The sequence below is a fragment of the Maricaulis parjimensis genome (genome assembly GCF_016817355.1).
Taxonomy (GTDB): Bacteria; Pseudomonadota; Alphaproteobacteria; order Caulobacterales; family Maricaulaceae; genus Maricaulis; species Maricaulis parjimensis.
Genome location: NZ_JADOTT010000002.1, coordinates 253,223 through 271,590, shown reverse-complemented (window position 1 = coordinate 271,590; position 18,368 = coordinate 253,223). Strand labels below are relative to the sequence as shown.

The 18,368-nt window shown below is 63.5% G+C and carries 20 protein-coding genes and 1 other RNA gene; 5 read left to right on the top strand and 16 right to left on the bottom strand.

The features are described from left to right. Nucleotides 1–54: 54 nt before the first annotated feature. On the top strand, nt 55–1,194 hold the full coding sequence (locus I0K07_RS04800; RefSeq protein ID WP_203291690.1) for a PQQ-dependent sugar dehydrogenase: 1,140 nt from the start codon (nt 55–57) through the stop codon (nt 1,192–1,194). Here I0K07_RS04800 and I0K07_RS04795 read toward each other — a convergent pair. The 6 genes from I0K07_RS04795 to I0K07_RS04770 form a co-directional block, all read right to left on the bottom strand. Then, nucleotides 1,191–1,910, bottom strand: coding sequence for a queuosine precursor transporter (locus I0K07_RS04795; RefSeq protein ID WP_203291689.1), 720 nt, complete (start codon nt 1,908–1,910; stop codon nt 1,191–1,193). The genes I0K07_RS04800 and I0K07_RS04795 overlap by 4 nt on opposite strands. 63 nt (nt 1,911–1,973) lie before the next feature. After that, nucleotides 1,974–2,579, bottom strand: coding sequence for a recombination mediator RecR (recR, locus tag I0K07_RS04790; RefSeq protein ID WP_203291688.1), 606 nt, complete (start codon nt 2,577–2,579; stop codon nt 1,974–1,976). Between the two features lie 22 nt (nt 2,580–2,601). Then, nucleotides 2,602–2,925, bottom strand: coding sequence for a YbaB/EbfC family nucleoid-associated protein (locus tag I0K07_RS04785; protein WP_203291687.1), 324 nt, complete (start codon nt 2,923–2,925; stop codon nt 2,602–2,604). Next, nucleotides 2,922–4,721: a DNA polymerase III subunit gamma/tau gene (locus tag I0K07_RS04780; protein WP_203291686.1), complete on the bottom strand. Its 1,800-nt coding sequence runs from the start codon at nt 4,719–4,721 to the stop codon at nt 2,922–2,924. Before I0K07_RS04780 ends, I0K07_RS04785 begins: the two co-directional genes overlap by 4 nt. 116 nt (nt 4,722–4,837) lie before the next feature. Further along, nucleotides 4,838–4,936, bottom strand: an RNA gene (gene ffs, locus I0K07_RS04775) — signal recognition particle sRNA small type. Nucleotides 4,937–4,980: 44 nt separating this feature from the next. Next, nucleotides 4,981–5,202: a hypothetical protein gene (locus I0K07_RS04770; protein ID WP_203291685.1), complete on the bottom strand. Its 222-nt coding sequence runs from the start codon at nt 5,200–5,202 to the stop codon at nt 4,981–4,983. A gap of 99 nt (nt 5,203–5,301) precedes the next feature. Here I0K07_RS04770 and I0K07_RS04765 point away from each other — a divergent pair, with 99 nt between their 5' ends. Both I0K07_RS04765 and nudC read left to right on the top strand, forming a co-directional pair. Next, a complete protein-coding gene (locus tag I0K07_RS04765; protein ID WP_238934551.1) occupies nt 5,302–6,693 on the top strand; it encodes an MBL fold metallo-hydrolase RNA specificity domain-containing protein in 1,392 nt (463 codons plus the stop codon). Between the two features lie 93 nt (nt 6,694–6,786). Then, complete coding sequence (gene nudC, locus I0K07_RS04760; RefSeq protein ID WP_203291684.1) at nt 6,787–7,707, top strand: NAD(+) diphosphatase; 921 nt, start codon at nt 6,787–6,789, stop codon at nt 7,705–7,707. 17 nt (nt 7,708–7,724) lie between these two features. On the opposite strand, the gene I0K07_RS04755 is transcribed toward nudC, so the two are convergent. Continuing rightward, entirely contained in the window at nt 7,725–8,297 is a 573-nt protein-coding gene (locus I0K07_RS04755; protein ID WP_203291683.1) for a carboxymuconolactone decarboxylase family protein, read from the bottom strand. A 270-nt stretch (nt 8,298–8,567) separates the two neighbouring features. Continuing rightward, nucleotides 8,568–9,095: a porin family protein gene (locus tag I0K07_RS04750; RefSeq protein ID WP_203291682.1), complete on the bottom strand. Its 528-nt coding sequence runs from the start codon at nt 9,093–9,095 to the stop codon at nt 8,568–8,570. Nucleotides 9,096–9,450: 355 nt separating this feature from the next. Here I0K07_RS04750 and I0K07_RS04745 point away from each other — a divergent pair, with 355 nt between their 5' ends. Further along, on the top strand, nt 9,451–10,158 hold the full coding sequence (locus tag I0K07_RS04745; RefSeq protein ID WP_203291681.1) for a c-type cytochrome: 708 nt from the start codon (nt 9,451–9,453) through the stop codon (nt 10,156–10,158). An 80-nt stretch (nt 10,159–10,238) separates the two neighbouring features. Here I0K07_RS04745 and I0K07_RS04740 read toward each other — a convergent pair whose 3' ends face one another. From I0K07_RS04740 to I0K07_RS04730, 3 genes are read right to left on the bottom strand one after another with little or no spacing between them, the layout of a single operon-like run. Continuing rightward, nucleotides 10,239–11,108 (bottom strand): C40 family peptidase, encoded by an 870-nt coding sequence (locus I0K07_RS04740; protein ID WP_203291680.1) that lies wholly within the window; start codon nt 11,106–11,108, stop codon nt 10,239–10,241. After that, a complete protein-coding gene (locus I0K07_RS04735) occupies nt 11,048–11,449 on the bottom strand; it encodes a MarR family transcriptional regulator (protein WP_203291679.1) in 402 nt (133 codons plus the stop codon). The genes I0K07_RS04740 and I0K07_RS04735 overlap by 61 nt, the downstream gene beginning before the upstream one ends. A gap of 32 nt (nt 11,450–11,481) precedes the next feature. Further along, nucleotides 11,482–12,840, bottom strand: a complete 1,359-nt coding sequence (locus I0K07_RS04730) for a leucyl aminopeptidase family protein (protein ID WP_203291678.1) — start codon at nt 12,838–12,840, stop codon at nt 11,482–11,484. A gap of 107 nt (nt 12,841–12,947) precedes the next feature. Here I0K07_RS04730 and I0K07_RS04725 point away from each other — a divergent pair, with 107 nt between their 5' ends. Further along, on the top strand, nt 12,948–13,745 hold the full coding sequence (locus I0K07_RS04725; RefSeq protein WP_203291677.1) for a tetratricopeptide repeat protein: 798 nt from the start codon (nt 12,948–12,950) through the stop codon (nt 13,743–13,745). Here I0K07_RS04725 and I0K07_RS04720 read toward each other — a convergent pair. The 5 genes from I0K07_RS04720 to I0K07_RS04700 form a co-directional block, all read right to left on the bottom strand. Continuing rightward, a complete protein-coding gene (locus tag I0K07_RS04720; protein WP_203291676.1) occupies nt 13,739–14,212 on the bottom strand; it encodes an OsmC family protein in 474 nt (157 codons plus the stop codon). The two genes, I0K07_RS04725 and I0K07_RS04720, sit on opposite strands and share 7 nt — an antisense overlap. Before the next feature lie 58 nt (nt 14,213–14,270). Further along, nucleotides 14,271–14,759 carry a hypothetical protein gene (locus I0K07_RS04715; protein WP_203291675.1) on the bottom strand — a complete coding sequence of 163 codons (489 nt, stop codon included), beginning with the start codon at nt 14,757–14,759 and terminating at the stop codon, nt 14,271–14,273. Between the two features lie 61 nt (nt 14,760–14,820). Beyond that, nucleotides 14,821–15,819 (bottom strand): type II secretion system F family protein, encoded by a 999-nt coding sequence (locus tag I0K07_RS04710; protein ID WP_203291674.1) that lies wholly within the window; start codon nt 15,817–15,819, stop codon nt 14,821–14,823. 7 nt (nt 15,820–15,826) lie between these two features. Continuing rightward, complete coding sequence (locus I0K07_RS04705) at nt 15,827–16,819, bottom strand: type II secretion system F family protein (protein ID WP_238934543.1); 993 nt, start codon at nt 16,817–16,819, stop codon at nt 15,827–15,829. Nucleotides 16,820–16,821: 2 nt separating this feature from the next. After that, complete coding sequence (locus I0K07_RS04700) at nt 16,822–18,363, bottom strand: TadA family conjugal transfer-associated ATPase (protein WP_203291673.1); 1,542 nt, start codon at nt 18,361–18,363, stop codon at nt 16,822–16,824. Nucleotides 18,364–18,368 lie beyond the last annotated feature (5 nt).

The window sequence follows — 18,368 nt, the reverse complement described above, 5'->3', positions numbered from 1 at the left end:
CATTCCGCCACACCGCCTCCCTAAACTCGGACCGGGTTGCAGGAGTAAGTGAGCATGCGCGCATTGGTGAGCGCCCTGATACTGACGGCTCTGACCGGTACGGTTTCCGCTGCGGCCATGGCCCAGAGCGACATCCATGAGACGGAGCAGGCCGACTTCACCCTGGTGACGATTGCCGAAGGCCTGGATCACCCCTGGTCTCTGGTCTTCCTGCCCGATGGGGACATGCTGGTTTCCGAGCGCTCGGGCCGCTTGCGCTATGTCGAGGATGGCACGCTGCGCCCGCGTCCGGTCGCCGGGCTGCCCGACATTCTGGTCGACAATCAGGGCGGACTGCTGGGTCTCGCCCTGCATCCCGAATTCGAGACCAATCGCTGGGTCTATTTCGCCTTCGCTGAAGGCCGGTCAGCCGCCAATCACACGGCTCTTGCTCGCGGACGCCTGAGCGAAGACGGAAGCGCCCTGGAAGCGGTGGAAACCCTGTTCCGAGTCAATATCGACAAGGCGCGCGGTTTCCATTTCGGTGGACGCTTGGCCTTCCTTCAGGACGGCACTTTGATCCTGGGACTGGGTGAAGGCGGCCGCTACCGCGATGAGGCCCAGAATTTGGCCAATCATCTCGGCACCATCATCCGCCTGAATGATGATGGCACCGTGCCCTTCGACAATCCCTTCGCCACGACGCGCGGCGCCCTGCCGGAAATCTATTCCTGGGGGCATCGCAATGTTCAGGGCATCGCCCTCAATCCGCAGACCGGATCGGTCTGGGTCAATGAGCATGGCCCACGCGGCGGCGATGAGATCAACATCCTGCGCCCGGGACGCAATTATGGCTGGCCCGTGATCTCTTACGGGATCAATTATGATGGCACGCCCGTATCCGATGCCACCCATGCCGACGGAATGGAACAGCCGATCTGGTTCTGGGACCCGTCCATCGCGCCATCAGCCATGACCTTCTATCAGGGCGAGGAATTTCCCGACTGGCAGGGCGATCTTCTGGTTGCCGCCCTGGTCGCGCAAAAACTGGTTCGCTTTGAAGTGGAAGGCGACCGGATCATTTCCCAGGAAGACATGCTGACCGGGCTGGGCGAGCGTTTCCGCGAAGTCGCTCTCGGTCCCGACGGGCATGTCTATCTGCTCACGGATGCGCGCAATGGCCGTCTGGTGCGCCTAGACCGGGTGATCCCCTAGCCGCGCATATCGGTCAGTGAGCGCCCCTCCGCTATATTGCGCAGGAGATAGACGATAGGCGTGTCCAGTACGGCGACTGAAATCTTGAAAATGACCTGACCCAGGATCAGGCTGCCAATGGCCGCCCAGCTGAAAATTCCGGCGAAAGCGACGGAGATGAAGATCGTCGAATTGAGGATCTGCGAGACGATGGTCGAGATATTATTGCGTAGCCACAGCCGGTTCTTGCCCTCATCGCGGACCCGCAGGTGATGGAAGATCAGCACGTCGGCCAGAGCGCTCAGACCAAAGGCCACAAGACCGGCAAAATTCGTACGATTGCCTGAGGCGAAGACTGAAACAAACTCCGCCTGACGTTCCGCCGTCCAGCTCTCTGCCGGCGTCATGAAGGGCACGACGTCTTCCACATGCATGGCGTAGACGAGCAGGAAGGCGACCAGAAAGCGCATGGCGACGCCGGTCAGGACGACACACAGCGCATAGCCCCGCCCCCAAACCTCGCTGATCACATCGGTCGCCAGATAGGTCAGCCCGAAGGCAACGGTCCCCGCGGGCACCAGAACCGCGATCGGCCCCAATTGGACCTCATGGACCTTGATGGCCGTGAGGGCCGCCAGAACGAGGGAGACCATGAAAAGCCCGGTGCAGAAGAACAGCACAAAAGCTTTCCGGGTGACTTTCTCCGGATGCATCGCGGCATCGACTGACGGATCCAAGGGCGCCCCTCCCACAGGTTATGAGAAAGACAATAGGCCGATTTGGCTGCGAGGAAAGTCGAACTAGACCGAGGACCGGCTGCGGAAGGCCGCCGCAAGTGTTCCGTCGTCGAGATAATCCAGCTCGCCCCCCACCGGAACGCCCCGTGCCAGCGAAGTCACAGAGACGCCGCAAGGCTCCAGCTTGTCGGCGAGATAGTGGGCGGTTGTCTGTCCATCCACCGTGGCATTGAGGGCCAGCACGATCTCCGTCACCGCCTCGTCCGCGGCGCGCTCGATCAGACGGGCAATGTTGAGGTCTTCAGGACGAATACCGTCCAGCGCCGACAGCACCCCGCCCAGAACGTGATAGCGTCCCTTGAAGGCGCCCGCCCGTTCCAGCGCCCAAAGATCGCCCACGGTTTCCACCACGCAGATGGCCCCATCCTGACGGTTGGGCGCGGCACAGACCGCACACGGATCGGTGACATCCAGATTGCCGCAGGTCGAGCAGGCCTGGATCTTGTCCGCCGCGTCAGCCAGCGCGTCGGCGAGCGGCCGCATCAACATGTCCCGCTTGCCCAGCAGGTGAAGCGCCGCCCGGCGGGCCGAGCGGGGCCCCAGTCCCGGCAGTTTCGCCAGGAGCGTGATCAGGCGTTCGATTTCCGGACCGGCCGAAGCACTGCGCATCAGAGTCTTCCTTCCGCGAGGCTCAGAACGGCATCTGCATGCCGGGCGGCAGCTCGAGGCCACCCGCCGCGTCCTTGAGGATTTCCTGCTGGCGCACTTCCGCCTTGCGGCGCGCATCATTATGCGCAGCCAGGATCAGGTCCTCGAGGATTTCCGGCTCTTCCGGATCGATCAGGGACTTGTCGATATTGACGCGTTTGAGGTCGCCCTTGGCGGTCATGGTCACACTGATCAGGCCGGCACCGGCCTCACCCGTGACGACTTCCTCATCGAGCTTGGCCTGGGCCTCAGCCATTTTCTGCTGCATGGCCTGCGCCTGTTTCATCAGGCCCATCAGGTCCTTCATGCGCGTTTCTCCGTTGTGGATGTCTCGGTCTTGTCGCTGTCAGACTCGCGAACCGACAAAATCTCTGCGCCGGGGAAAAGGCGCAAGGCCTCGGTCACAGCCGGATCGCGGCGGGCGCGTTCCAGGCGTTCCTCCTCAAGGCGTTTGCGGCGTTCCGCCCAGGTCTCTCCGCCTTGCGCATCCCCACTCGCCAGAATGGCCCAGCGTGCACCGGTCCATTCCAGCAGGCGTTTGGCCAGGCGCTGACCCAGATCCGGCGGACAATCCGGTTCCGGCTGATAGGTGAAGGAGCCCGGCTTGAACCCGGCCGGGCGGACATAGCGTTCCACATCGGTCTGCAGGGCGATATCCCGCTTTTCCCGCAGGAGGCGGATCAGCTCTTCAAAGGTCGCGGGCCCGTCCATCGGGACCTCGCCGTCCGGCTGCTGCCGATCAGGCGGGCTGACCGGTTCGAAGACCGGCGCGCTGTCGCGCACCGGCAAGGCACCGGCCGGCGCCATCGACGCCGGCTCAGGCTTTCCCGGCGCCTCCCCGGCGGGGGCGGAAGCCGGTGAAGCCGGATGGGCGGCAAGGATCCGCGCGGCCTCTTCCGGTCCCGGCAGGGTCGCGGCAGCCGCCAGTCGCAACACGGTCATGTCAGCGGCAGCCAGCGGGTCCGGGGCATTGCGCACATCATCCAGGCCGGTCAGCAGGATTTTCCAGAGCCGGGTCAGCTGCCCCAGCGATTGCGCATCCGCCAGGCTGGCCAGGCGCTCCACCGTATCGGCGGCTTCACCCAAGTCGGCACCGGAACCGGCGGCCTTCACGCGCGACAGGGCGTGCACGAAATCCAGCAGGTCGCGCGTGATGACGACCGGATCACCGCCGGCATCATAAAGCGAGGCCAACTCGTCCAGCGCCTCGGACGTCTTGCCGGTCAGAGCCTGTTCCAGCAGGTCGAGTACGCGCGCCCGGTCGGCCAGGCCCAGCATGTCACGGATCTGCGGTGCAGAGACCGGTCCATCCTCTTCACTGCCCTGCACGATTGCCTGGTCCAGAAGAGACAACGCATCACGCACAGAACCCTCGGCGGCACGGGCAATCAGGGACAGGCCTTCGCGATCCACGGAAGCGTTTTCCATCCGGCAGATACGCTCGAGATGGTCGGTCAGTTCTTCACGATCAATCCGCTTGAGATCGAAACGCTGGCAGCGCGACAACACCGTCACCGGGACCTTGCGGATCTCGGTGGTCGCGAAAATGAATTTGGCGTGCTCCGGCGGTTCCTCCAGCGTCTTCAACAGCGCGTTGAAGGCCGAGGTGGAGAGCATGTGTACCTCGTCAATGATGTAGACCTTGTAGCGGGCCGACACCGGCGCATAGCGCACGCCTTCCAGGATTTCCCGGATATCGCCGACCCCGGTGCGCGAAGCGGCGTCCATTTCCATCACATCGACATGAGCGGAGCGGGCAATCGCTTCGCAGTGCACGCCGGGGATGGCGAGATTCATCGACGGTGCATCGATCTCGTCCGAAGCATAGTTGAGCGCGCGGGCGATCAGGCGGGCCGTCGTCGTCTTGCCGATCCCGCGCACGCCCGTGAGCATGTAGGCATGGGCAATCCGGCCGGCCGCAAAGGCATTGGTCAGGGTCCGCACCATCGGCTCCTGGCCGATCAGGTCCTCGAATTTCGACGGGCGGTATTTGCGGGCCAGAACCTGATAGCCCGGATCCGGAGCGGTTTCGGGCAGGTCGAGACCCGGCATCAGGGCTTCGCTGGCTCCGGTGTCTTCGGGCTGGAGCGGCGTTTCGTCCATGACGTCCTGTGGCTGGCAAAAGCGGATGGCGGATCAGGCCAGACGGCCCCAATGGCCCTCGCCCGAAAGCCTAGAGCAAGATTCGCGTTTATCGAAGCGTCTCACCGGCTTTTTGAAGTGGAAGACCGGACAGCGACCCGGGAAAAAACTCGTTACGGCTGCTTCCTTCCGGACCTGACCGGGTTGGCGAGGATCCCGTCCACCGCCGGCCTTCCGCGCTCTATATCGCGTGCCGCTGCCGTCAACGCAAGGCGTGGTCTCATTGCCAGCGGCGAATCTCTGCACCACCCAGATGGGCCGCGGCGGCCAGAAAGCTGGCATGTTCGTCCAGCGCCGCGATCAGGTCTTCATTGCCGCCACCGGAAATCAGCAGATCGCGCCAATAGCCGGTCACGCGGGACTGGGTCTCCAGCCAGTCACGAACCGCCATTTGTGTGTGATCCGCCTGCGGTGACAGGGTGTGTTCGGTTTTCCAATCCATGGGCTCACCTCCTGACATCACCCTATTTGCAAATCATTCTCAAACGCAAGAGGCTTTGCGACACTTTTGCACGGGTCAGGCCGGGCATTCTGACGCAGAATGGTTCAACGCTATCAGGACTTCATCATGGATGATCTCAGCCTCACCTGCCTCGGCGCCGCCGGCACGGTTACCGGTTCGCGCCATCTGCTGGAAGCGAACGGCACACGCCTCCTGCTCGATTGCGGCATGTTCCAGGGACGCCGGGATATCCGCACCCGCAACTGGGCGGCTTTCGGTGTCGACCCGTCCAGCATTGACGCCCTTCTCCTCTCCCATGCCCATCTGGACCATTCCGGCTATATCCCCCGCCTGATCCGGGAGGGTTTCAAGGGCGAAATCCTGTGCACGCCACCCACCACGGACCTGTGCCGCATCCTGCTCAGCGATAGCGGTTATCTGCAGGAACGGGACGCGGAATATGCCAATCGCAAGCGCTTCTCGCGGCATGAGCCGGCGCTGCCGCTGTACACGCAGAAGGATGCGGAAGAGGCCATGTCCTCATTCCGCTCGATCGCCTTCGGCACCGATTTCGATTTGCCCGGTGGCGCCAAGGCGCGCCTCAACCGGGCGGGGCACATTCTCGGCGCCGCGACCGTCTCACTGGACTGGCAAGGCCGCAGCATTGCCTTCTCCGGCGACCTCGGCCGGTTCGGTGATCCGATCATGTGCGACCCGGCACCGATCCGCCAGGCCGACTACCTCATCCTGGAAACCACCTATGGCGACCGGCTGCACGAAACCCGCGATGCCGGCGAAGTCCTGGCCGAAGTCGTGAAACGCACGGTGCGCCGCGGCGGCAGCGTGATCATCCCGGCCTTTGCCGTCGGCCGTTCCCAATTGATGATCTATTTCCTTTGGAAATTGCGGCAGGCCGGTCAATTGCCGCACGTCCCCGTCTATCTGGACAGTCCGATGGCCATCAATGCCAGCAATCTGCTGGGCCGGCATATCGGGGAGCACAAGCTGAGCCGTGACGATGCCGAGGCGATGAGTGCGTCAGTGGAATATGTCCGCGAGGCGGAACGCTCCAAGGAAATCACCGCCGACCCCATGCCCAAGATCATCATCGCCGCGTCCGGAATGGTGACGGGCGGACGGGTGCAGCACCATCTCAAGACCTATGCCCCGGACCGGCGCAACACGATCCTGTTTTCCGGCTTCCAGGCCCCCGGCACGCCGGGTGCGGCCATCGTGGCGGGAGCGGATGAAGTGCGCATTCACGGCCGGACAATTGATATCGAGGCGGAGGTTGCCGACCTGCCCATGCTGTCAGCCCATGCCGATGCCAATGGCATCATGGCCTGGCTGCGTCACTTCAAACAGCCGCCCCGGCGCACCTTCCTCGTGCACGGGGAACCTCATGCCTCCCGCGCCCTGCGCGACCGCATCGAGAGTGAGCTGGGCTGGAGCTGCGCCATCCCCGAACACCGCGAGCGTTTCGACCTCTAGACATGGCCGGCATGTTGATGCGCTGACGGTAAAGGCCTACATCAGGCGCACGATTTCACGCCCGTCCGGGCGATGCGCTGCACAGGCTTTCCCATGAATGATCGCACCCTGCTTGCCGGAGAACGCCCCATGGTTTTCGCCGGTGCTCCGCTGGACCGGGGCGATGCCCTGCGCCGCGATGAGGCGCGCGTCCAGGCCCTGATGGAGGGGGATGAGGGCTGGTGGCTGATCCTGTCAGAGGGCGATGCCCTGCTTCAGCCGGACGGCAATCTCTTCTGGTTTCATCCGACCGAGGCCCGCGCGCTCGACCTGATGCCCAGCCGGATTTTCATGGGCCATTATCGCGGCTCGGCTTGTTTCGCCGCCCAGCTGGCGCCCGGGGCACCGGTCCCTGACGGGGTCGAACCGGTCGACCCGCGCCGCGCCGCCATGGGCCTCAGCCAGGATGAGGCGGCGCTCTACGGCTATGCCCGTTCTGTCCTGCTCTGGCATGAAAGCCACGGCTTTTGCGCCACTTGCGGGACAGCCACCCTTGTAAAGGGCGGCGGCACACGCCGCCAATGTCCCGGATGCGAGAAGGAGCACTTCCCACGCGTCGATCCGGTCGTGATCATGCTGGCGACAAATGGGGATGAATGCCTGCTCGGCCGCCAGGCCGCCTGGCCGGAAGGCATGTGGTCGGCGCTGGCCGGTTTCACGGAACCCGGCGAGACGCTTGAGGAAGCCTGCGCCCGCGAACTGAATGAGGAAGCCGGTGTCACCGCCGACATTCCGGCCATCCGCTATGTCATGGGCCAGCCCTGGCCTTTCGCATCATCCTTGATGATGGGGCTGATCGCGCCGGTCAGCGATCCGACGATCACGGTGGATACGCACGAGCTGGAAGCCGCCCGCTGGTTCCACCGGGATGATGTCGCCGCCATGCTGGCGGGCACGCATCCGGACGCGGCCATGCCGCCTTCCATTGCCATTGCCCGCCGACTGGCCGAGTTATGGGTTGCCGGACGGATCTGAGACCGCCCGGCCGCCCGTCAGTTGGCGTGGGACAGGATCGGCTTTGACCAGGCCATCGCCTTGAAAGCCTCGTCCAGCGGCGTCTCCGCGATGTGATTGATGTAATTGGTCATCGTCTTGACCGTCACACCATGGATGACGTCGAGCACATTGGCCTTGGTGAAGCCGGCCTTCAGGAAAGCGTCCACATCGGAGCGCTCCACAAGTCCGCGTTCGCGGACGATCGCCAGCGTGAACTGGCGCAGGGCTTCCAGACGCGCGTCCAGACGGATGGGTTCGCCATCGCGGATGGTCATGATGACATCCCGGTCCAGGCCAGCGTCCAGTGCGAGCGTGGAATGAACGGCCACGCAGTATTCGCAATTATTCGCAAAGCTCGTCGTCAGCAGCACAATCTGCTGCTCGATCGCGGTCAGCCCGCTGCGCCCAAACGCCTGGTTCATGGCGGCATAGGCTTCCAGCGCGGTCGGTGAGCCCGCCATTTCACCCAGCACATTCGGCACGAAGCCATACTGGGCCTTGGCCTTGCTCAGCACGCCACGCGCGGCCGCCGGGGCATTGGTCTGATCGAAAATTGTGAGACGTGTCATTGTGTTCCCTTTCATGCGTTGACTATTGAAAGTCCGCTGAACGGGGGCGTCGGGGCGATTGGGTCTACCCGGCGCACGGGCTCAGGGAGCGCCGGTGCGGCAGGGCGGTGAGGGCCGGGCCGGACACGCGGCGGCACACACGGGAAGCCCGCTTTCAGCGGCAGCGTCCCGGACCGGAAGACTAGCACATTCGGTTGCTTGCGGCGACTCCTTAAAGAAGGGCCGCACCAAGCGGTGCGGCCCTCCCCGTCAGGTTGCAAGTGGCCAGGTTTAGCCGCCAAACCGGCGGACATAGGCAATGCCGAACACATCGGCATCCGAGCCCTCATCAAACTCGTAGCGCGTATAGTCGACGCGCACGCCATTATTGCCGGAGAAGAACCATTCGCCGCCGGCACCGAAGGCCCAGGCATTGTCATCATCAGAGACGCTGATCCCGGCCAGCGAGGCTTCAGCATCGGTCACGGTGTAGCCCGCGCGCAGGAAGACATTGGCGGACTCATTGGACCAGGGACGCACGACCCCGAACAGGCCGGCGCCATAATTCAGCTCCACCGTGCCGGTCGACCCGCCGACGGCGACACTGTCATCACCCAGGCCCAGATTCAGCTGACCTTCCACGCCCCAATACTGGTTGAAGTCGTAACCGCCGCGCAGGACGAAGCTGTCCAGGTCGACACCATCGAAATCATAACGCTCATAACCAGCGCCGAGCGTGAATTGCGGCTCGTCCTGGGATGAGGCGGTGGCAGACAGGGCCAGGACAGAGAGGGAGGCTGCAACAAGAGAACGATACATACGCGTATGCCTTTTTTGAAAACTGGCGCGGCTTGGCCGCACACGTGAGAAACCCCAGCGGAGCGCCGAGATGGGACTCGCTGGAGGCGGGTTCAAGGCGCGAAAATGGCCAGACTGCGGTTCACAGGTTTCAGGCAGGAGGGAATGCCGAACCCGTGATGCCAAGACCTTCAAGCGCCCACAGGCTTCACGGTGTTTTCCGGGGTCTCCGTCGATGGTTCGGATGAAATTTCACTCACTTTCCGGACATGCGGCGTGTTAACGCATGCACAAGAGCGCGTTGGAGTGTTGCCTGCTGGCGCGCCTCATGCCAAACACGGCACCAATTGTGACCTGAACGATTTTGGGGGCGTCCATGGGCGATCTCTTCTTTAACAAGGTAGCCGGTGTCGTCATCGGTGCCGTGCTGGCCGTTATGGGCATCACCGAGCTGGGCCATATGCTTGTGCCGTCGCATGGCGCACACGAGCTGACGGCCGAGAACACTTCGTATCCGGTCGACTGGGCCGCGATCGAATCCGGTGGCGGCGGAAGCGAAGCCGAAGTGGATACCGGCCCGACGGATTACGGCGCACTTCTGGCGGCTGCCGATCTGTCCAATGGTGAGCGCGTCGCGCGCCGCTGTGCCGCCTGCCACACCTTCGAACAAGGCGGTGCCAATGGCGTTGGCCCGAACCTGTGGGGCGTTGTCGGTGCCGACATCGCGACCCATGCCGGCTTCTCCTACTCTGGCGCGCTGACCAGCCTGGAAGGCAATTGGGACTTTGAGCGCCTGAGCCACTTCATCGAAAACCCGAGCGCCTTTGCTCCGGGTACGGGCATGTCCTTCCGCGGCCTTCGTGACGAAGCCCAGCGCATGGATCTCCTGGTCTATCTGCGCAGCCTGTCGGACAATCCGATGCCGCTGCCGGCCCCGCTCCCGGCGGCTGACGAGATGGCCGAGGAAGTTTCGGACATGGCGGATCAAGCTGCTGAAGCCATGGGCGACATGGCTGACGAAGCCACGGACGCCGCTGCCGAGATGGCTCATGACGAGACCGAGACGGAAGACGGCGGCCACTAAGCCCCAGTTTTCCACACGAAATGCAAAAGGCCCGGCTGATCCCAGCCGGGCCTTTTTGCTGCGCGATGTTCAACGTCCGCTCAGCCGGAAGCCGGACTCAAGGGGACACGGACAATCGTGCGCACCGGATTCTCTGCGGCCTGGATACGGGCTTCAGCCTCCGCGAATACTTCCAGCGTCGTGTCCATGCTGTTGGCATTGGCGTGCAGGAGATGCTCGCTATCGGTCATGATGCCGACATGGCCGGGCCAGAAGACGACATCACCACGCTGACGCTCAGGGTCTGTGGTCACATCGGGAAAGGCGGCCTTGAGCACTGCTTCCTGCTGATCCGTATCCCGCGGCACATCCAGACCCGCCGCCCGCAACGCCATCTGCACGAGGCCGGAACAATCGAGCCCGAGGCTTTCCTTTCCGCCCCACAGATAGGGACTGCCCAGGAAGGCCTCGGCAACCGCCACGAAATCCGTCGCATGCTCATCCAGGGCGCAGGTGTGCTCTTCGACCACCCAACCCAGCCCCTTGGCCTCCAGGAAACGCCCCTCCCGCCGGCCCGTGTCGATCACCGCATTGAGGCTCAACAGGCATTCCGGGGCCTTTTTGAAATCGGGTTCCGAGAACGCATAGGTGCGCAGCACACTGATCCGGCGCTTCACCGGCAGGACGACATGGGTAAACCCGCTGAGATCGACCCAGCCGACATAGCCATCTGCCCGGGAGAAACCCCAGGCCCAGCCATCCACCTCTTCCAGAACCGCGAAGACCTCACCGCACAGGACCTGGTCGTCCATCGCCCCCGTCGGGGACGGGCTGCGGCGAATCGGGGATGCGGGGATGTGGCATTGCCAATCAACTGGCTCGACGAAACGCTCGGCCTCGACCTGCCCCCTCAGATGCTCGGCTGCGAGATCGGGCCTTGCGGGGGTGAGACGGGGATCCAGTTCGGGCATGTGCGGGTTTCCTCGGCACGAAGGGCAACGCGTTCGCCGTAATCGTACAGAAACACCGCCCCTTTGACAGTCCGGTGTACCGACACATCGCGCCGGTCGGCCTGGTCCTTCTTGCGCCGGACAAAGCCCTGGCGTTCCAGCACATCCAGAGCCCGCGTCACAGCGGGTTTGGGCAGGTCGAGCTGTTTGGACAAGTCCCGGACGGCATGCGGGCCGGGCCGCATGAAGATCGACAGCAAAAGGGCAAACTGCCGCGCCGTCAGGTCCGCGGTCGCCCCACGGACACTGTCAGCCGACACGCGGCGCATCATCTCAAGCGAAGTCATCGCCTGCGACGCCATTCCAAGTCTCCCGAAGAATCAGTTCGTCGGGATTAATCTTGGAATCGCTCCTTGAGCATTTGGTAAACGGCGCGCGCAGCATGCATGTCGCCGCCTTTGGGACGGCCCGGCCGTTCCTTGGGATTCCAGGCAAAAATGTCGAAATGCATCCAGGCGGCATCATCCACAAAACGGCGCAGGAAGAGCGCCGCCGTGATTGATCCGGCCATCGGCATGGCGGTCGAATTGACGATGTCGGAGATGTCACCGTCGATATCCGTCTCATACCCGTCCCAAAGCGGCATCCGCCAGAGCGGGTCGGCGACCTTCAGCGCGGCAGCCGAGAGGTCGGCCGCCAGCATGTCATCATCCGTGTAGAAGGGCGCCACTTCAGGCCCCAGCGCCACGCGGGCCGCGCCGGTCAGGGTGGCAAAATCGAGCAGGAAATCGACCTCATGCTCGGTGGCACGGGCCAGCGCATCGGCCAGGACGAGGCGGCCCTCAGCATCGGTATTGTCGACCTCGACCGTCAGTCCCTTGCGGGAGGTCAGCACATCGCCCGGACGGAAGGCACCGGCACCGACGGCATTCTCCACGGCCGGCACCAGAAGGTGCAAACGCACCGGCAGGCGGGCCGCCATGATCATCTTGGCCAGGCCCATCGCATTGGCCGCACCGCCCATGTCTTTTTTCATGAGCCGCATGAACTGAGCGGCTTTGAGGTCCAGACCGCCCGTGTCGAAACACACGCCCTTGCCGACCAGCGCCAGGCGGGGATGGTTCTCATCACCCCATTCCAGCTCCAGAAGACGCGGCGCTTCGGCCGCGGCCCGGCCGACGGCATGGATCATCGGATAATTCTGCGCCAGGAGATCATCGCCCCGGATCACCGAGACATGGGCGCCATAGGCATCGGCCAGATTCCGGAAAGCCGCTTCCAGGCCTTCCGGCCCCATCAGGTCAGCGGGCGTATTCACCAGGTCGCGGGTCAGGCTGACCGAAGCCACGATGGCCTCAGCCTCATCCGCGTCGGCGCCCTTGAGCGGAGCCAGGCGTGCCGGCTTGCGACTGGCCTTCTTGAATTTGTTGAACCCATAGCCACCCAGCCCCCAGGCCGTCATGGCCAGGGTCGGGTCCCAGGCGTCCGGCAGGTTGGAGATTGCCCAGTCACCCTCCGGCAATTTCAGCGCGGCGGCACCGAGCGCAAAGACATCCTTGCCCTCACCAATGCCCAGCCAGGCGGAACAATCCCGCCCCGGCGGCCACAGCACGATCTGGCCAGCCTGTCCCTTGAAGCCGGACGCCAGCAGTTTGAGGTCATCCGGCAGGGCATCGACCAGCCCCGCAGCGTCAGCCTTGCTCACCAGTTTGAGAGCCCGTCCTTCGCCTGCGCTTGCAAAAATCTCGCTCATGCCGTCCGCCTTTTTCGCCGTGACCGTGATTGGTCGGTATCAATTAACCCATTTTTGACCGGGTCAGCCCAGATTCAAGGCACGCTCACAGTAAACCGGCCAAAACCATGCGCCTGATTCATGCCCTTCTTCCGCTGACCGCCCTCACCCTCGCTGCTTGCGCGACCACTGCCGCGACCGAGGAAGAACAGGCCGTCATCGACACGATGAACGCCAATACGATCGTTCCGGCTTCGGCCCAGGAACGCCTGGCCATCCAGAGCCAGGACATGCTGACCCAGGCTGCCTTCTGGGCCGAAGCCTATGAGCTCAACCCGTCAGACCGCGAAGCCGCGCTGGAATTGTCCCGGGCCCTGCGCCAGCTGGGCAATCACCGTCGTGCCGCCGAAGTGGCCCAGCAGACGCTGGCTCTTTATCCCAATGACACCGACATCCTGCTGGCCCATGGCAGCGCCCTGGCCGCCGCCGGACGCGGTGCGGCGGGCCTGGATTCCCTGCGCCGGGCCAACCAGCTGGATCCGGGCAATTGGCGCGTGCTGAACGCGCTGGGTGTTTCCCAGGAACAGGCCGGCCAGTCCGAAGCGGCACGCCTCTCCTTCCGCCAGGCCATGGAGCTGGATCCGGGCAATCCGTCCATCCTGTCCAATCTGGCCCTGTCCTACGCTGCCACCGGTGAGGCCGAGACCGCCGAACGCATGCTGCGCGAAGCGATGATTCGCCCCGGGGCCGATGCCACGATCCGCCAGAACCTCGCCCTCGTCATCGCCCTGCAGGGCCGTTTCGACGAGGCGGAGACCATGGCGCGTGTGGACGTCACGCCGGAAATGGCGGAAGCCAACATGGCCTATATCCGCGCCATGCTGACCTCGCGTCGCCGCTATGACACGGTCACGTCCGGCTACTGATCCGAAAACCTGTATTCCGCCGCATGATCGACCGGAAAGCTCACTGACCGGGCGATGAAGCAGTATGTGTGAATCTCGGCATGGATCGCATCGGCCTTGGCCGCATCCATGCCGGGCGCCAGTGTGATCACAGGGCGCAAGGTGGCGCTGACGAAACGGCCGGAACCGTCCGGCGCGGTCTCGCCAATGCCTTCCGGGCAATCCTCATAACCGGTCACGACAATGCCGGCGGCGCTCGCCAGGTGCAGAAACCAGAGCATGTGGCAGGCCGAGAGCGCCGACAAAAGCATGTCCTCGGGATTGTGCAGGCCCGGGTCGCCGCCCAGCAGCGGATCATTGGAACAGGCGATGACCGGCTTGCCCGGTGTTTCCACCTGCCAGGTCCGGTCATAGGCCTTGTAGGCCGACGTGCCGGTTCCGCGATTTCCGGTCCAGGCGATACGGGCGGTATAGGCGTGGGATGTCATGATCCTCTCCCGGCAGGCACCGGCAGATAGCCCGGTTTTCACCGGGTCAGCAAGCGGATCAGGAAACGCTCAGCGGCGGCGGAGGCGGCGGAGGCGGCACTTCGGCGTCTTCCAGCGTCTTCAGCGGGAAGTCCTTGCGCAGCAGCGGCGTCACCATGGTGTGGTCGAAGCGGAAATCCTCGACCAGGTCGCGCAATTCCGCCGGGGCCCGGCCATCCTTGGAATGTTCCGAACCGCGATAGAGCGCGTAGAGGCGAAGATAATTCTTGTCGTCCAGCGAGAGCGAGGTGTCGTCCAGACGGGAACATACTGTGATGAGGCGCTGAATGGCTTGACGGTTGCGTCCGGCCTTCATCTCCACCATTGCGTTGGCCAGACCGACTTTCCAGCCCATGTCCGCATAATGCGTCTTGGGAGCGGCGGCGAGAATCCTGCGGGCCGCATCGACATCATCCAGGCTGAGCGCATGCATGGCCTCGCCGACCGCCTGGTCGGCCAGACGGATGTCCTCTCGGCGTTTCTCGGCCGTTTTACGCCCGGAAAACATGGGCTGTGTCCACCTGTGCAACATGTCTGACGCTATTCAAATACCGCGCCAGAGTGATTTGTCACATACTGTTGACGCGGATAATGGCCGGACCAAGGATAACCACGAACAGGACCGGCAGGAAGAAGACGATCATCGGCACGGTCAGTTTGGCCGGCAGGGACGCCGCTTTTTTCTCGGCAGCCGCCAGGCGCATGTCCCGGTTTTCCTTCGCCATGACCCGCAGGGCCTGGCCCAGAGGTGTACCATAACGCTCCGCCTGGATCAGGGAGGTACACACGGCTTTCACGCCGGGATGGTTGGTCCGCTTGGCGAGGTTCTCATAGGCCGTCCGGCGATCCTGCAAATAGGACAGCTCCGCCGTCGTCAGCGACAATTCCTCGGCCAGCTCGATGGACTGGGCACCGATCTCGGTGGACACCTTGTGGAAGGCCGCCTCGATCGACATGCCCGATTCCACACAGATCAGCAGCAGGTCCAGCGCATCCGGGAAGGCTCCCATGATGGATTGCTGACGCTTGGCCGCCAGGTTCGAGATGTAGAGGTTCGGCGCGTAATAGCCCAGCAGACCCAGCCCGAAGGAGAAACACACCCGGGTGATCTGCGGCAGTCCGAAATCATTGACCACAAAGACGTAGAAGAGCGCGCCGAGGAAAAGGATGATCGGCGAGAGCAGGCGGAAGAAATAGAAGGTCACTGCCGGGCGTTGCCCGCGCATGCCCGCCTGCTGCAGCTTGTCCTGCAGGGCCGGGTCCTCGAACGCCTTTTGCAGGTTCAGCGAGTCCACGACCTTGCGCATCAGCCCCTTGGCTTCCGCGCCGCGGATGGAGCGCCCGCCCCGATTGTTGGCCGCCGCTTCCATGGCTTCGCGCGATTTGCGGCGCAGCTCTTCGCGACGGTTGTTGACCGACTTGATGCGCTTGTCGAGCTTGTCCGAGCCCATCATCGGTGCACTCAGCGTGACGATGGTCGCGAACACCAGAATCCCGCTGACCAGCATGATCAGGGATTCCGGGCTGGTCAGGAAATCGCGGATATCGTTGAAGCTGATGCCGAACATGCCCGCCTCAGATCTTGAAGTTGATCATGCCGCGCATGACCATGATGCCGATGAACATCCAGGTCGCGCCACCGAGCAGCATGAGCTGGCCGGTCGGATTGACGAACATTTCGCCCATATAGGACGGCGTGGTTGCATAGACGATGCCCAGAACGCCCGGCGGCAGGGAGCCGATGATCGCGGCGGAGGACTTGGCTTCCGATGACAGCGCGCCGATCTTCTCGCGCATCATCTTGCGCGAGCGCAACACGGTGGACAGGTTGGACAGCGTCTCGGCCAAATTGCCGCCCGTCTTCTGCTGGATGACGAGAACCGTGCGGAAGAAGTTCAGCTCCGGCAGCGGCATGCGCTCACACATCTTGTCGAGCCCGTCTGCCAGGGACACGCCAACGGCGATCCCCTCGACGAGGAGCTGGAATTCACCACGGACCGGGTCCGGGCTTTCCGCCGCGATGATCTTGAGACACTCATTGAGCGGCAGACCGGATTTCACACCCCGCGTGATCACGTCCAGCGCATTGGCGAATTCGGAGGTGAACTGTTTCTGGCGGCGTCCGCGCAGGAAGCCCAGCCACCAGCGCGGCAGGCCGAGGCCGGCAATCAGCGTCACCATGCCCACCACGAACAGGTTCTGGCCGGTGATGAAGGCGATCAGCGCGCCGCCAACAGCCAGCCCGCCGGACACCATCCAGAATGTGGTCGGCGTGAAGGACATGCCGGCCTGCTGGATGCGGGCCTTGATGGTCAGCGTCTTCTTGCGCTGGTCACGCTGGCGCTGTTCCAGATCCTTCAGGGATTCCTGGACCTGACGCTTTCTTTGCGCGGCCTGGTCGAGGGCCGAGGTCTGGCGCTTGCCGCGCTGCAGGCCGGTCCCGACGGCGCGATTGACGCGCTTCTTGGACTGGGCGTCGCCAGCAGCGCCGGCAGCGACCCATCCGATCCCGCCGACGGCCACAAAAGCGGCGGCGGCGGCCAGCATGAACATCATGTCCGGGCTCATCCTCAGGCCTCCGCTGCGTCGAGAGAATTCGCCAGTTCGCGCTCGAGGCCGAAATAGCGGGCCCGATCCCAGAATTTGGGACGGGCGATACCGGTGGAACAGTGACGGCCGGCGATCCGGCCATGCTCGTCCTCACCCTGGATCTCGTAGAGGAAGAGGTCCTGGGTGACGATGACATCGCCTTCCATGCCGATCACTTCGGTGATGTGGGTGATTTTCCGCGAACCATCGCGCAGGCGGGCCGCCTGGATGACCACATCAATCGAGCCGACGATCATTTCACGGATCGTCTTGGCCGGCAGGTTATAGCCGCCCATCGTGATCATGGATTCGATACGCGACAGGCCCTCGCGCGGCGAGTTGGCGTGCAGTGTGCCCATCGAGCCGTCGTGACCGGTGTTCATGGCCTGCAGGAGGTCGAACGCCTCCGGGCCACGCACCTCACCCACGATGATCCGTTCCGGGCGCATACGCAGACAGTTTTTCACCAGATCGCGCATCGTGACCTGGCCGGACCCTTCCAGGTTCGGCGGGCGCGTTTCCAGGCGCACGACGTGCGGCTGCTGCAGCTGGAGTTCGGCGGCGTCTTCACAGGTGACCACGCGCTCATCTTCCTCGATGAAGCCGGTCATGCAGTTCAGCAGCGTCGTCTTGCCCGAACCGGTACCGCCCGAGATCAGCACGTTACAGCGCGACGCACCGATGATTTCCAGAACCTTGGCGCCTTCCGGCGAGATGGAGCCGAACTCCACCAGGTTCCGCATCGTCAGCTTGTCTTTCTTGAACTTACGAATGGTCAGTGTGGGACCATCCAGGGCCAGCGGCGGGGCGATCACGTTGACACGCGAACCATCCATCAGGCGCGCGTCACAGATCGGCGAGCTTTCATCGACCCGGCGGCCGACCTGGCTCACGATCCGCTGACAGATATTCATCAGCTGGGCATTGTCGCGGAAACGGATATTGGTCTTCTCGACCTTGCCGTTCACTTCGATAAAGACGTCGTCGGCGCCATTGACCATGATATCGGCGATATCATCGCGGGCCAGAAGCGGCTCGAGCGGGCCGAAGCCCAGCACGTCGTTACAAATGTCCTGGAGCAGTTGTTCCTGCTCCGCGATCGACATGGCGACATTCTTGATCGAGATGATCTCGGTGACGATGTCGCGGATTTCTTCGGCGGCCGTCTCATTGTCGAGCCGGGCCAGCTGGCCCAGATCGATCGTGTCGATCAACGCGTTGAAGATCGTCGTCTTGATTGCGTAATATTCTTCCGAGCGCCCACCCGGGTCGGCGGCAGCGCGCGCAACGGAACGGGCCGGCGGTTTCGGGGCCACCTTGGCCGCTGGCTTGGCCGACTGGAAAGCCTGGGGTTTGGCAGCGGGTTTGGGGGCCGGCTTTGGCGCCGGTTTCGGTGCGGCAGCCGGAGCCTCGGCAGGCGGTTCAGGCCGTGCATCCGCGCGTGAATCCGCTTTCGGCGCCGCAGGAGGCGGCGCCGGAGGCGTAGGACGGGATGTGGGACCACCGGCGCGCTTGCCGAACATGGCGG